Origin of the sequence: Aeromonas sp. 602200 (assembly GCF_049173895.1) — a bacterium.
Taxonomy (GTDB): Bacteria; Pseudomonadota; Gammaproteobacteria; order Enterobacterales; family Aeromonadaceae; genus Aeromonas; species Aeromonas veronii_A.
Genome location: NZ_JAAKSL010000005.1, coordinates 127,550 through 141,772, shown reverse-complemented (window position 1 = coordinate 141,772; position 14,223 = coordinate 127,550). Strand labels below are relative to the sequence as shown.

General features: G+C 60.1%; 16 protein-coding genes. 1 reads left to right on the top strand and 15 read right to left on the bottom strand.

Features of this window, described 5'->3' with window-relative positions; genetic code table 11:
- Positions 1-10: 10 nt before the first annotated feature.
- The 15 genes from G5221_RS08720 to G5221_RS08650 all read right to left on the bottom strand — a co-directional run bounded on the left by G5221_RS08720 (position 11) and on the right by G5221_RS08650 (position 13,176).
- On the bottom strand, positions 11-940 hold the full coding sequence (locus G5221_RS08720; protein WP_421208885.1) for a PilW family protein: 930 nt from the start codon (positions 938-940) through the stop codon (positions 11-13).
- Complete coding sequence (locus G5221_RS08715; protein ID WP_106844145.1) at positions 940-1,500, bottom strand: prepilin-type N-terminal cleavage/methylation domain-containing protein; 561 nt, start codon at positions 1,498-1,500, stop codon at positions 940-942. Before G5221_RS08715 ends, G5221_RS08720 begins: the two co-directional genes overlap by 1 nt.
- A complete protein-coding gene (locus G5221_RS08710; protein ID WP_128834795.1) occupies positions 1,487-1,975 on the bottom strand; it encodes a type II secretion system protein in 489 nt (162 codons plus the stop codon). Before G5221_RS08710 ends, G5221_RS08715 begins: the two co-directional genes overlap by 14 nt.
- A 58-nt stretch (positions 1,976-2,033) precedes the next feature.
- Positions 2,034-2,465: a prepilin-type N-terminal cleavage/methylation domain-containing protein gene (locus G5221_RS08705; protein WP_319920144.1), complete on the bottom strand. Its 432-nt coding sequence runs from the start codon at positions 2,463-2,465 to the stop codon at positions 2,034-2,036.
- Positions 2,466-2,479: 14 nt separating this feature from the next.
- Complete coding sequence (locus G5221_RS08700) at positions 2,480-3,151, bottom strand: prepilin-type N-terminal cleavage/methylation domain-containing protein (RefSeq protein WP_106844142.1); 672 nt, start codon at positions 3,149-3,151, stop codon at positions 2,480-2,482.
- A 77-nt stretch (positions 3,152-3,228) separates the two neighbouring features.
- Positions 3,229-3,690, bottom strand: coding sequence for a hypothetical protein (locus tag G5221_RS08695; protein WP_421208886.1), 462 nt, complete (start codon positions 3,688-3,690; stop codon positions 3,229-3,231).
- 145 nt (positions 3,691-3,835) lie between these two features.
- Positions 3,836-5,056 (bottom strand): type II secretion system F family protein, encoded by a 1,221-nt coding sequence (locus G5221_RS08690; protein WP_005340027.1) that lies wholly within the window; start codon positions 5,054-5,056, stop codon positions 3,836-3,838.
- Between the two features lie 3 nt (positions 5,057-5,059).
- On the bottom strand, positions 5,060-6,769 hold the full coding sequence (gene mshE, locus G5221_RS08685) for an MSHA fimbrial ATPase MshE (protein WP_005348611.1): 1,710 nt from the start codon (positions 6,767-6,769) through the stop codon (positions 5,060-5,062).
- A 74-nt stretch (positions 6,770-6,843) separates the two neighbouring features.
- A complete protein-coding gene (locus tag G5221_RS08680) occupies positions 6,844-7,926 on the bottom strand; it encodes a tetratricopeptide repeat protein (RefSeq protein WP_266134568.1) in 1,083 nt (360 codons plus the stop codon).
- Entirely contained in the window at positions 7,923-8,819 is an 897-nt protein-coding gene (locus G5221_RS08675; protein ID WP_216952746.1) for an ExeA family protein, read from the bottom strand. The genes G5221_RS08680 and G5221_RS08675 overlap by 4 nt, the downstream gene beginning before the upstream one ends.
- 92 nt (positions 8,820-8,911) lie before the next feature.
- On the bottom strand, positions 8,912-10,579 hold the full coding sequence (gene mshL / locus G5221_RS08670) for a pilus (MSHA type) biogenesis protein MshL (RefSeq protein ID WP_421223046.1): 1,668 nt from the start codon (positions 10,577-10,579) through the stop codon (positions 8,912-8,914).
- Positions 10,580-10,649: 70 nt separating this feature from the next.
- Positions 10,650-10,979, bottom strand: a complete 330-nt coding sequence (locus G5221_RS08665; protein WP_421223048.1) for a SctD/MshK family protein — start codon at positions 10,977-10,979, stop codon at positions 10,650-10,652.
- The gene (locus G5221_RS08660) at positions 10,972-11,619 is read right to left on the bottom strand and encodes an MSHA biogenesis protein MshJ (RefSeq protein ID WP_421223050.1); all 648 of its coding nucleotides are present in this window, start codon (positions 11,617-11,619) and stop codon (positions 10,972-10,974) included. Before G5221_RS08660 ends, G5221_RS08665 begins: the two co-directional genes overlap by 8 nt.
- Positions 11,619-12,212, bottom strand: coding sequence for a PilN domain-containing protein (locus tag G5221_RS08655; protein ID WP_128834786.1), 594 nt, complete (start codon positions 12,210-12,212; stop codon positions 11,619-11,621). The genes G5221_RS08660 and G5221_RS08655 overlap by 1 nt, the downstream gene beginning before the upstream one ends.
- A 100-nt stretch (positions 12,213-12,312) precedes the next feature.
- Positions 12,313-13,176, bottom strand: coding sequence for an MSHA biogenesis protein MshI (locus G5221_RS08650; RefSeq protein ID WP_421205609.1), 864 nt, complete (start codon positions 13,174-13,176; stop codon positions 12,313-12,315).
- Between the two features lie 86 nt (positions 13,177-13,262).
- On the opposite strand from G5221_RS08650, the gene G5221_RS08645 reads away from it, so the two are divergent.
- Positions 13,263-14,186 (top strand): 1-aminocyclopropane-1-carboxylate deaminase/D-cysteine desulfhydrase, encoded by a 924-nt coding sequence (locus tag G5221_RS08645; protein ID WP_216952742.1) that lies wholly within the window; start codon positions 13,263-13,265, stop codon positions 14,184-14,186.
- The last annotated feature ends 37 nt before the right edge of the window (positions 14,187-14,223 follow it).

Genomic DNA, 14,223 nt, shown 5'->3' with positions numbered 1-14,223 from the left:
CGGGAGTGCATCACGGGACATTGAACACCTCGATCTTGTGGCTAAAGGTGACCGACTCCCCCTTGCGTTCGAACAAGAACCGCATGCCAAACTCCCCTTCCGCGTTGAATGCCGATGTTTCCCGATAGAAACCGCCAGCGCGGAGCGACTCTGCCATCAGCACGCCTTGCGCAGGTAAAGGAGCACCGATTGCGGCACTGGCACGAGTGAGGGTGCCCCCATCAACGCAATAACGTACCTGTTGATTGGCAAAGTAGACACGGCTACCGGGAGAGAGGCCAGCCAGACTCTCGCTATTGGTATAGCGGATCGTTTGTGCGCCGGAGACGGGCGCCAGCACATCAGCAACCCTGGCCACACAGCGGCCATATTCACAATTGCTCAGCAGCGACCCTGCACTTGGGTCAGGTACCGGGAAAACGATCATCCAGTCACCTTTGCCGACGGCTAACGGATCTGCACTCGACGGGCTGGCAGCAGAAGCCGGAGTCGCCATCACCAGCTCAAGGGTAGCCGTGCTCCCCGACATGGCACGGTTAAGTGCCAGATAGCGGCTGGAGGTGCTGATAGGCCAGAACCGCAGGCAAGCCCCCGAGTCAACCCAGGTACCATCAAGCGTCTCGATCCGCACCGATCCTGGCACCGCATCGCGCAGTTCGCGGTTAAGCCGCTCCATGGCGAAACGGGCATCGCTCATCAACTGTTCACGACTGCTGGCATCACCATAGATCTGGCTGCCGATGCCGATAAACTGGCTGGTAAATGTCGCCATGATGCCCAGCAGCAGGATCACCATCACCAGCTCGACCAGGGTAAAGCCACTGTTACCCCCAGGTTTACGGTAAGTTCGACTAGCCGCCAGACATAATCGGAAGCCGGAAGTGGTTACAGGAGCGGACTTTCGGACAGGCAGGCAACACCCGACAGCGGAACGATTCATCAGTAGTTCCCCCGGTAGAAGGAGAAGTCGAGTACGCTCTCATCCGGCAGCTTGATCTGCAGATCAATCCGCTTGCCCACAGAACAGGGTGCGGTACAACTCTTGAAGGTGCCATCGCTAAAATCGACGGCGCTGACCGCAATCCTGACCTGATAGTTGCGATACTCCTCGCCGCTGATCCCCGCCGCCGTCTGGGTAAACCAGCTGGCATCCCGCCAGTTTCCCGCAGTATCGAAGTCATCCACATCGTTATAGGCGTAGGGAGCCGGCTCACCATCGGGGCCATAACTGCCGGAGCAGGGAGCTATGTTCACCCCCGCCACCTGCTCGCCACAACGATAACGGCCACCATTATGATCCGAATGTTCATCAAACGACTTTTGCAGGATCTCGCCGGAGAGGCGCTGGGCCAGCTGGGCGGCGCGTACCTGCTGCACCGGGTCTACCGCCTGCGGCGCCTGATTGATGAGTAACCCCAATATGCCGGTCAAGGCCACCGCCAGCAGCACTATGCCAACGATCAGCTCAATCAGGGTAAAGCCGCGCTTAAGGGATCTCATGGATATACCCCTCAGACTCAATCTGGATGCGGCTGGTTTCGCGACCATCACTCACCAGCAAGGTACAACCGTTGGCACAGCTGCCTAGCGGTCTGCCCATCTGATCGAAGCGGAGTACGAAGCTTCTGTTGCTGTTCAGGGAAAGCGTGATTCCGTCAGAGGCGGTCACCAGCCGACCACGGGTGCGCAGGTTATCGGTCCAACCACTGCCCAGATCATCGCTGGCGGGACACGCCGCATAAGTACGGTGGGCAAAACGGGGAGAGGCGACCACCAGCAGGGTACAGCGGTTGGCAGGCTCATGCATATTGACGGTCTGTACCAACCGTAGACGGGTCAGCAGTTCATCACGCACAGTTTGAGTTTCAACGCCGCCTTTGCCCAGCCATTTGGGCACGACAAAGGCGGCGAGAATCCCGAGTAACAGGATCACCACAACCAGTTCAATCAGGGTAAAGCCCTTGGTTGCAGGCATGGTTTTTCTCATAGGGGGAAAGAAGAAAGCGAGGCCAAAGCCTCGCTTGATAATTCAATCAGTTGCTACAACCTGTCACATCAACACTGAATGCAGCGGCTGAAGTGGCCTCATTGTATTTAACTTGGCAATTAGCGTTATTGCCAGCCGCCTTGGGCTTGAAGGTCCCTTTGGATGCAGATACTTCATCCCACCCATCTAAAGTAACGGCGTTTGCAATGGTACCTACTGTCGGATAGCCATACTTGGCATCGACGGTAGTGCCAGCAACAGAGACTGCCGCAGAAGAGTTTTCAATACCTTGGATAGCCGCCTTACTGTAAATCATCTGAGCCGCACTCTGTAGTGATGCTTTGACCCCATCAGCAGCTGCTTTACGCGCATCATCCTGCAGATTCAGGAACTTGGGTGCAGCGGTGACCGCCAGAATACCCAGAATAATGATCACGATAACCAGTTCGATCAGGGTAAAACCCGCCTGTTTTTTCATTTCACTTTCCTCTGTCAATTGATGTTGGTAGTCACCTGACCGGACGCCGGACGGTAACTGAAACTCATGAATGCATCAGTACTGCCTTGCGGATCCTGATACTTGCCATCGCTGCCCTTACTCAAACTATTGACCAGATAGTAACGACAGACCGAATCCAGTCCATTACTGCTCACAGTGGCATAGTATTTCAGGTCATTGCCGCTACCGCGTACTTCATTGAAGTTGGCCGTAGCCTTGGGCGGGTTTTGCAGCAACCCCTCCCAAATCTTGAGACAACGCTCTGCGCTCAGATTGGCCGGATCCACATCCGGATTGCCGCTGGCCGCAGTATCCATGGGATAGCCGGGAGACAACTCGCCGTTGCTGATCTGGGCATCGGTCGGCGTGGTCAGATAGAAGCGGCTGCCGTCATAGAGCACGGTATTGAGGCTATCCTGTTTGGCGCGCCCTTCCGCTTCCCACTGGGCCCGCACTAGCGACACTCCTGTTGCAAAACCACCCGAGACGCCCTCGACGCTGGCCTTTTTCGCCTCGTCGGTTACATCCAGAAAACGGGGCAACGCTGTTACCGCCAGGATCCCCAGGATCACGATAACGATCACCAGCTCAATCAGGGAGAAGCCGGCGGTCACTCTTGTCATCCCGTTATTTGGCATTGATGGTGCCATTGGTTTCATTTTCATGCTCCCTTGGTAATGGCCGATATTATTTCATGCAGACCTAAAAAAATCATGTAGTTGGGTCATATGATTAGCCTCATTCAAGGCTTTTTAATCACTCGCCCGTCGGAAAACAGATAAACCAGCCAATAACCATCCCACCCCATCTCGCACCCGCTGCCATCGGGGCGGGCCAGAAACTGCAAGGGTGGCATGCCCCCCTCCGTCTCTCCCACCAACGCCAGCCACAACTGACGACAATTTTCTGATGGTGATTGCAGGGGCAACAGTCCGAGTGGCCAGCCACGCTCATCAAATTGCCAACCATGACCCGCGCTATGCAGGGTGTCGGGGCGCCGTTCATTCAGCCAGATCCCGTGCAAACGCTGTGCCCGCTCCGCAAATTGCTCCCCCAGCAGGGTGAGCGAAAGCTGTTGCGCCTCCTCCCGGTTGATCTGATAGCTGCGCACCAGGGTCGTGACGATCACCATCAGCAGGATTATCACGGCGATCTGCCGATATCCGGCCAGCCAGCGATCATCCTGTTGTGTCTGTCTGTTCATCCACTCCTCGACTCCCTCGCCCTATTGCCTCTTACGACGCTCATCATGCCCAGCCACTCAGGTGTGAAGATGCCGAGTTACTTGCTACGAACCACTCACATCCCGCTCGCATCATGTCCCACCATTCTGGCGTGAAGATACGGGGTTACTTGCCTCTTACGGCCCTCATCATGTCCCACATAGGCGTGAAGATACCCAGCGCCAGGATCAACACCATTACTGCCACGATCCCGATCAGGATCGGCTCGATGCGGGCGGTGAGACTCTTGAGGTCATAATCCACCTCGCGCTCGTAATACTCGGCCGCTTCGTGCAGCAGGTCATCGACCTGACCGGTCTCCTCACCCACGGCGATCATCTGCATCACCAGCGGGGTGAACAGGCCGCTGCTGCTGGCGGTGCGAAGCAGGCTCTCGCCCCGCTCGATACCGGCGCGCATATCCCGTACCCGCCCCGCCATATAGGCGTTATCCACCGCATCGGCCACCAGGGTCAGCGCGGTGTTCAGCGGCACCCCTGCCTTGAGCATCATGGAAAAACTGCGGGCAAAACGGGCCAGCAGGGAGCGCTCTATGATGGTGCCGACGATCGGCAACTTGAGCTGCCAGCGGTGCCAGGTCAGCTTGCCCTTGGTGGTGGCGACCCAGCGGCGCCAACCGAACACCATCCCCGCCAGAATAGCGAGCAGCAGCCACCAGTAGTTGACAAAAAAGTGCGAGGTGGCGAGCAGAATGCGGGTCGCCAGCGGCAACTCCACCCCGAATTTGGCGAACATGCCGGCAAACACCGGGATCACCATGATATTGAGGATCACCATGGCGATACCGATGGCGATCATCACGAAGCTGGGGTAGCGCATCGCGGTCTTGATCCGCTTGCGAGTCTCCAGCTCCAGCTCGAAATAGTTGGCGAGCTGCAAAAAGGACTCTTCCAGCTGACCTGTGTTCTCACCCACATGGATGATGGCGACGAACAGGCTGCTGAATACCTTGGGGTGCGCCTGCATCGAGCTGGAGAGCGGGCGACCGTTGCCAAGATCTTCCCCCAGCGAGTGAAGCGCCCGCTTGAGCGGCTTGCTGTGGGTACTCTCCTCCAACCCGGCGATGGCACGCAGGATCGGGATCCCGGCCCGGGTCAGGGCATACATCTGGCGGCTGAAGATCACCAGCTCATCCAGCTTGACGCCACCTTCCAGCAACAGTGACCAGTCGATGGCGGCGGACTTGGCCTTGCCCGGTTTGAGCTCGGTGGGCATCACACCACGGCGCATCAGCTGCTCGGCGGCCGCCATCTCGTTGGCCGCTTCGACCACGCCACTGGTGGCGTTGCCCTGGCTGTCACGCCCCTTGTAAGCAAAGTTAGCCATCGCTTACCCCAAATCCTCGGCCAGTCGCAACACCTCATCCACCGAGGTGATCCCCTGACGGGCATAATCGAGGGCAGTGAGGGCCAGCGGCCGGTAGTGTTCGTGTTGACGGGCCGCCTTGGCGAACCCTTCCGCATCGTTGCGGCGCAGGGCATCCATCATCGGCTGATCCAGCTCCAGTAGCTCGTAGACCCCGATCCGGCCGGAATAACCGGTAAAGTTGCAGCTCTGGCAACCCCGGCCCTTGTGATAGGTATGCTGGCCAGGCGCCTCGCCGGAGAGCACGGTGAGCCAGGTGGCCTGCCCTTCGTCCGGCGCCTTCTCCTCGACGCAGTGCTCACATACCCGCCGCACCAGCCGCTGGGCGACCACCGCCCGCAGGGCGCTCGCCACCAGATAGCCGGGCGCCCCCATGTCGATAAGGCGCAAGGCACTGGTAACCGCATCGTTGGTGTGCAAGGTGGTCAGCACCAGGTGACCAGTGATGGCGCCACGCAGACCGATCTCAACCGTTTCGTTGTCCCGCATCTCACCCACCAGCAGGATGTCCGGATCCTGACGCAGGGTGGAGCGCAGCACGTTGGAGAAGGTGAGGCCGATCTTGGGGTTGACCTGCACCTGATTGACGCGGGAGAGACGATACTCCACCGGATCTTCCACCGTGATGATCTTGTTGCTGGACTGGTTGAGCTCGGAGAGAGCGCCATAGAGGGTGGTGGTCTTGCCGCTACCGGTCGGGCCGGTCACCAGGATCATCCCGTGCGGCCGTTTGAGCTGGCGACGGAAACGGGTCAGGATCTCAGGCGGCATGCCGGTCTCGGTCAGCGAGAGGATGCCAGAGGATTGATCCAGCAGACGCATCACCACAGACTCGCCATACTGCACCGGCATGGTGGACATCCGCACATCCACATCGCGACCGCGCACCTTCATGTTGAAACGGCCATCCTGCGGCAAGCGCTTCTCGGAGATATCGAGCCCCGCCACCAGCTTGAGACGCAGCACCAGCGCCTGGGCGATGCGCACCTCGTTGAGGATGTTCTCGTGGAGGATGCCGTCGATCCGCTGGCGAATACGCAGCACTTTTTCGTCCGGTTCGATGTGGATATCCGACGCCCCCACCTGCACCGCATCCTCGAACAGGGAGCGCAGCAGCTTGGCCACCGTCGCCTCCCCCTCGTCGTTAGCCCCCAGATTGCTGGAGCCCAGCTCGAAGCCGGAGTCCTGATACTCCTCCTGCAGCTGTTCGGCGAAACTCTCAATCTCGCGAGTCCGGCGATAGAGGCGGTCGAAATACTCCAGCAACTGCCCTTCCCGCGCCACCGCCAGCACCATGATGCGCGGGCTGAGCAAGGCGGCGACGGCATCCAGTGCGCTCAGATCCGCAGGATCCGACATCGCTACCGTCACCTTGTCGTCGGTAAGGTTGACGGCCAGCGCACGATAGCGACGCGCCTGCACTTCGGGCAGCAGCGGCACCGCGGCGGCGTCGATGGTGAGGTTGTTAAGATCGAAGAAGGGCACATCCAGCTGGCGGGCGAGGAACTGCAACAGCTGCACCTCGCTGATAAAGCCGAGGTCGATGAGGGTGGTGCCCAGCTTGCGGCCGGTCTGACGCTGCTGCTGCAGGGCAAGCTGCAGCTGATCATCAGAGATGATCTGCTCTTGTACCAGCAGGTCGCCGAGGCGCATTTTCAGTCTGGGTTGTGCCATGTCTGCTCCGATCTCTGTTACTTCATACCCGTTGCCGCATCCGATTCTGCTTCGCTAATCGAACCTGCTGTTTATCAAGGGGTTAGTTGGCCAATTCGTTGTTCCAGCCAGTTGGTCGACGCCTCGCCGAGATTGCCGTGCAGCAGGGCGTTGCGATAGGCATCGAGTGCCCGCTGGCTGTGCCCCTGACCATCCTCGGCGACACCGAGACCAAGCCACCAGCGGCCCTGATCCGGCTGCTGGCGCAGCAGCTTCACATAGAGCGCCGCCGCATCGGCATTTTGACCCAGCTCCTGGGTCAGACCCGCCCAAGTGGCGTAATAGTCCAGGTTGCTGGCAAGATCAGGTTGATAACCGGACAACCAGCCAAGCGCCTGCTGTTGCTGCCCCTCGTTGATGGCAAGACGGGCCAGCAGCAGACGAAAATCGGCCTGTTGGGGATCGAGCCGGATCCCCTCCTCCAGCAGCTGGCGCGCCTCGGTCAGGCGCCCCTCGCCGTAGAGCAACCCCGCCAGTTGCTCGCGCGCCCCCTGGTTATAGGGATCGTGGGCCAGCACCTGATAGTAGTTGTCCTGCGCATCCCGCAGGCTTCCCTTGGCCATGGCGGTCGTCGCCTTGCGCTCCGCCAGTGCCGCCAGCTCCTTGGCCGACAGCTCGACCGTCTCGATCTTCAATATGCCCGGTTTACGCGGGGCGCTGGCGACAGCCTGCTGCTCTGCCGCCAGTTCGGCGTATAGCTCGGGCTGCAGCTCTTCATCGGTCGGCTCCGAATCGTCAACATCGCTGGAGGCATCAAAGGGGGCACCATCGGCCATCTCTCCCTCTACCTGCCCGCCAGCGGTATCAGCCACTCTCTCATCCCCACCCGGCAACGGCAGCGCAGCGGCCACTGCGACCGGCTCGGGCGGATTGACTGGCTCGGCGGCCCGTGTCACCACATCGGGAACCACCACTTCGCTGGCGGCGACGACAGGGTGTGTCTGCTGCCAGTAGATCCAGGTGCGCCAACCGAGGATCCCCAATGCCAGACCACAGATCAGGGTCAGCAGCAACATCCACCACCCCTGCTGGCGCGCAGGGGCAATATAGACGGCAGTTCCCTCGGCGCCTTGCTGGCGCCGATCCAGATCTTTCAGCATCTGGTTGATAACGCTCATGGCCAGACTCCATAAGCCAGGGCGCACCCCAGCAACAGTAACAGTAACAGGGGCCACCAGCGCAATGGCGCAAAGCGGCTGGCATCGTCGGTATCGCGAATGGCGAGCCTCACCAGACGGCTATCGATCCGGCGCCTCCCCTGACCGTAGGCCAGCATCAGGCACTTGTGCGCCAGGATGTTGATAAGTCTCGGGATCCCTCGCGAGGCCCGCCACAGCATCCGCATGGCGCGGCCGGCAAACAGTGGTGCCCCGCGGTAGCCGGAGACCTGCAATCTGTGCTCCAGATAGGCGCGGGTCTCGTCAAAGCGCAGCGGGCGCAGGCAGTATGAAAAGCCGATCCGCTGGCGCAGTTGGCGCAGGTGGGGCCTGGCCAGTCTGATATCCAGCTCCGGCTGGCCGAACAGCACAATCTGCAGCAGCTTGCTCGATTCGGTCTCGAGATTGCCAAACAGGCGAATCGCCTCCAGAGTCTCGTCAGGCAGCGCCTGGGCCTCATCGATCAGCACCACCACCCGACTGCCCTGCTGGTGCAGGCTGATCAGGTGACGATGGATGCGATCGGTAAGATCCAGCTCACTCTGCTCCCGCACCGACAACCCCAGTTCCAGCGCCAGCGCTGTGCGCAGCTCGGCCGGGCTGAGGTGGGGATTGGGCAACCAGGCGAGCCGCACCGGGCACTCTTCCGAGCCCAGCTCGCTCAGCAGTTTTCGGCAGAGCAGGGTCTTGCCGGTACCCACCTCGCCGGTCACCTTGATAAATCCCTCCCCTTGCGCCAGCGCCCAATTGAGCACCTGTTGCGCCTCCTCGTGAGGGGGCAGGCCGTAGTAGAAGCCGGTATTGGGGGTGAGGCCGAACGGCGCCTCCTGCAGGCCGAAGTGGCTCAGGTACATGGGCGCTCACCAGCCAGTACGGGGAACCTGCGACCGCGAGCCTCGGCCCGCAGTACGGCGGAATGGAAAGATGCCAATCGCCAGCTCATGGCTTACCCCTTCGCCGGATACCACTTGTCGAGCAGATCTGCGGAACGCTGCAGCTCGTTTTGCCAAGTATCTTTCTCCACCACGGTCGGTTTGAGCATGATCACCAGCTCCACCTTCTTGGTGCTCTCGCGACGATTGGTAAAGGCTTCGCCCACCCAGGGAATATCTCCCAGCAGCGGCACCTTGCTGACGATCTCCTGCTTGTCGGTCTTCATCAGACCACCGATGACGATAATGTCGCCGTTATTGGCCTGCACTACGGTATCGGACTCTCGAATGGAGCTTTTCGCCAACGGCAACACCAGCGTATCGCTGTCTGTCACCTTTATGGTCTTGGTTTGTTCTTCAGTATCGATAACGGAGGGATGGATATGCAGCAGCACCTTCCCCTCTTCATCGATCTGTGGTGTTACATCCAAAGAAATACCTGAGAAGAAAGGGGTCAACTCTACATTGGGAGTTGTTCGGTCACCGCTCGTCGTGCTCACGGTTGTTGTCGATGCATTGGTGACGAAATATTCGTCCGTCCCCACCTTGATCACCGCCTTCTGGTTGTTGGTCGCGGTGACACGGGGGCTGGAGAGGGTATTCACATCGCCCTGGGTCTTGAGCAGGTTGACCGCCACCTCGAAGTTGCCATCAGAGATCGTGAAACCGGCGCCGCCGCCCAGCGCACTGAAGATCTGGTTGGGGGTGGTGGGCAGCTGGGTCTTGGCAAGTGACTGGCCGCCGGTAATACCCTTGCCGCCATCCCAACTGGCGGAGAGACCGCTCCAGTCAACCCCCTGCTCATACCCTTCGTTGAGGGCGACTTCGATGATCCGCGCCTCCAGCACCACCTGGCGCTTGAGGTGACTCTCGGATTGATTGAGGAATTCACGTACCGCCTTGAGCTCCTTCGGATAGGCGCGAATAGTGACCAGACCCGCCTGCGGGCTGGTGATCACGGCGCGACCATCACCCGTGCCAATCAGGGTCTGCAGGGAGTCGCGCAGATCGGTCCAGTAGTCGCTGTTGGTGTCAGTCTCGATCCGGGTACCGTTGCTGTTGTCACCGCTCGAGTTGTTGCTGGAGGAGTTATTGGTGCTGTTGTTGTTCGATGCACTGTCAAAACTGCTGTCGCTGCTGTTATTGCTGTCATTGGCCGTCACCCCGCCTGTGCTGACCGAGGTGCGGGAGAGGCCACGGCGGGACATCATCAGATAGTTGACCGGAATGGTTTCGGTGCGCAGACCCGCCGGATAGATGTGGAAGACATTGCCCTTGCGCTGCACGTCGAAGCCATACATGTCACCTACCACCGCCAGCACCTCCGGCAGGGTCACATCCTTGAGCTCGACCGAGACCAGCCCGGCCACCCCGGGATGAACCGCCACGCTGTAGCGGGAGCCCTTGAACAGGGAACCGAAAAACTCCACCGCCTCCACGTCGTGAGCCGCGATGCGCAGCCGCTTCTCCGGCATGCCGACCGGCATCTGCGGCCGGTTCAGCTGCAGCAATTCACTCTGCACCGATTTGGGCAAGGCGGTCAGCGGGGCAGCCTGCTTCTGCTGTTCGTTCATGGCCTGTTTGAGAGCATCCTTGGCCTGGGTCGGCTCGGGGTGCTGATACGTGGTACAGCCTGCGGCCATCATGGCCATGGTGATCAGACAGAGACGGTGTTTTTTCATGTAATTAGAGCACCCTGACTTGCAATTAAACTCGATAAAGCCGCTCCACCTCTCGAAAGGCAAGCACGACTCAAACCCGGATCTTGCTGGCAAAGAGTGTGACCGCGTGGCGTTTGCCCGCCTTTTCCAGCACCACGGCATCTGCCGTGATGGCCACCAGCGTATAGCCATCCACCTGTTGCCCGACCCGATAACTCTTGCCATTGAGCACCGCCAGCGCCGGGCCATTGCCCAGCACCACACTCTGCAGCTTCGGTAAACCGGTGTTGCTCTCGCCGGTCGCACGGGCGCCAATCGCCACGTCCTCCAGCGGTGCGGTGGGATCCTGCAATACCTCGACCTGCTCCGCCTTTACCAGCAAGCTGAACAGGCAACAGCACAACGCAAACACTCTAGCCACGGATAAACTCCTTGCTGGTACTCAGGGTGTAGATCTCCATCTCCACCACCGCGCCGGGATAGGATTTGACCCGGTAGTCGAACTGCTTCCAGTAAAAGTGGCGCGGCAAGGCTTCCAGCGCTTTAAGATATTGATAAACATCGAAATAGCCACCTTCAAGCTGAAGCCGGATACCATGTTTGTAGAGATTGACCTTCTGTTCTCCCGCCATCAGCGGGGTCGGCTCCAGCGAACTGAGCGCCAGCATGTGAAGGTTGGCGGAGCGGGAGAGCAGCGCCTCCAGCACCTGCGGCATCTCGTGCGCCGGGATCAGATCGACGGTCTGGGCCTTCAGCTCATCGTCGATCCGGGCCAGATCCGCTTCGACCTGCGCCAGCTGGTCGCGAACGCCCTGATTGGGATCCCGCTTGAGCCGAGCCAGTTTGCCGAGGTTCTCCAGCTCCATGATCTCGAGGTCGCGCTCGGCGGCGCTCAGGGCCATGCGATCCTGCTGCAGGCGGGTATCGGCGCCATCGAGCCAACCGTAGATGCTGCCAGCGCCCAGCAAAACCAGACCGGTCAGCAGGATCAACACCCGCTCCCGCTGGCTCAACAGGGCGATACGCTGGCCCCACGCCTGCCATTGTGCTTTCAGGTTCATCAGGGTTTCTCCCGCGCGATGCCGCTCAACTGGAAGGTCAGACGACCCTCCTCGTCACGGCCGAGGGTCAGTTCACCAAACTCCTTGCCTACCAGACTCGGGGTCTGCTTGAAGCGGTTGACCCAGGCCGGCACATCCTGACTGCGTCCGGCAAAACCGGAGAGGTTGATCCGCCCTTCGTTGATCTCGATGCGCTGCAACGAGAGGTTGCTGCTGCGAATGCGGGAGAGATCCGCCATCACGCTGGCATAGCCCTGGGATTTTTGCAGAGACAGGCTACCGAGCTGACGCATCAGCCCCTGCTTGGCGGTCAGCTCATCCCGTTTATTGACCAGTTGCTGTTGCAGCCGGGGATCCGCCTGATGGCGCGCCAGCTCGGCATCGAGGCGTCTGGCCTCGCTGCGCTTGAGCTCCAGCTCGGCGGTGCGTTGCGCCAGCGCCCGGCTGACCTGCTGCTGCTGCCAGCTGTAACCGATAGCCGTCAGCAGGATCAGCAACAGCGCAACACCCCATACCAACGCCATCTGATTGAGGCTGGCCCACTGCCGCTTGGGACGAAACTCGGCACCATAGAGGTTTATCTGACGTTTCATCACGCATCCTCCCCGATGGCGGCTGCGTAGGCAGAAAGGTATTCGACGCCAGCCAGCAACATTGTCTTGTTGACCATGGCAGCAAGGGGGAATAACACTCTCATTGATCATCCCCCAATGCGGCAGCATAAGCCGAGAGGTATTCGACGCCGGCCAGCACCGCCTTGTTGGCCATGGCGGAGACGGCAAAGCCGAAGGTCTGCTCCATGTGACGCACCAGGGTACCGATAAAGGGCGAAGCGACGGCAAACTGCATCTGCCCCAGCTCGGGCAATTTGAGCTGGCCCGCCAGATAGTCGAGGGAGCGCTGGATCTCCAGCGCCAGTGAATCGAGCAGCATGGCGTCAGGCTCATGTTCGCCGGTCAGGCTGGTGAAACCGCGCAGCTGGCGGGAGAAGCAGAGCCCCCCCTGATGGAAGACCAGCAGTTGCAGATCCTGCCCCTTGGGCTGCCACAGCAGCATGCGCACAGTGTCATCCGCTTCATAGAGAGAGGTGAGCGCCAGCTCGTCGCTGATGATGGATTGCAGGGTGGCGATGCCGTTGATGGCATCGGCCAGCTGTTGCACCCGGCTCTTGGGCAGGCAGATCACATTGATGCGCGGACGACCGGCAGGCGGGGTGGGCAAGTCCACATAATCCATCGCCAGTTGCAGCACGGGTTCGCTGACATAGTCCTTGATGGCCCAGGGGAGCGCCCCCGCCATCTCGGCGTCGGGCACGGCGGGCTTGTCGATCTGGATCTGTTGATAAAGACTGGCGGCGAGGGCTACCCGCACTTTAGACTTGGCCAGCCCATAACGGCTGAACAGCTCGTTCATGGCCACAGCCCACTCCTGTGGGCCGTTGATGGTGCGCGTCGCGAAGACGGGGGGATTGCCCACTGCAGCCAGCATGATCCTGTCATTGGCCAACAAGAGCCCGACCTGGCGGCTTGGCGTCGACCGTCTGAACAGTTTTTTCATGTAAGCCCGCCCATCAATAGTGATTAAATGTATGAAATATTAACATAAACAGCAGATTAGCCTCTATATAAAAGACGGACTCACCATTGCAAGCCAGCCTTCCAGCCGAGCCAGAGGGGTCAGCTATCCTGCCCTCCCCCCTGCACCCCCTCCACCACCCGTTGCTGACCCGCTACGGCGTCGAACTCTGGTGCAAGCGGGATGATCTGATCCATCCGACCATCTCCGGCAACAAGTGGCGCAAGCTCAAATACCACCTGCTTCATGCCAGAGAGCACGGCAAACGGCATCTACTCTCGTTTGGCGGCGCCTACTCCAATCACATCCATGCACTGGCAGCAGCAGGGTGCCAATCTGGCCTTCGAACTACCGGTATCATACGGGGCGAATCTGATGCCGTCAGCAATACCACCCTGAGGGATGCCAGACGCTGGGGTATGGATCTCGTTTTCGTCGACCGCCAGAGTTACCGCCGTCGCCAGGATCCCGACTGGCTGGCCCAATTCGATGCACCCGATACCCTGATCGTGCCGGAAGGGGGCAGCAGCCCGCTGGCTATCCCCGGGGTTGCCGAACTGGTCGGCGAGGTACCCTTCTCGCCGGATCTCTGGGTACTGCCCTGTGCCAGCGGCGGCACCCTGGCGGGCCTAATCGCTGGCAAACAGGACCGGGAGCAGATCCTCGCCATTGCGGTACTGAAAGGAGGCGGCTTTATCGCTGACGAGGTGTGTCGCCTCCATCCCGCTGCCGCCAGCATCCCCGGCTGGCGGGTCGCACTCGATCACCACGATGGTGGCTACGCCAAATTCAGCCCGGCCCTCTGGCAGTGGGTTCAAGATTTCAGCGCCGAAACAGGTCTGCCTTTGGAGCCCATCTACAGCGGCAAGGCGATGTGGGGGCTGTTTCGCGAGCTGGCTGCGGGCCGCATCGCCCCCGGCAGCAAGATTGTCTTTATCCATACCGGCGGCATGCAGGGATTGGCCGGACTGCGGGAGCAGGGGCGACTGTGAGCCCCGCCTGACGGCAACCGAAAACGAGAGAGGGTCG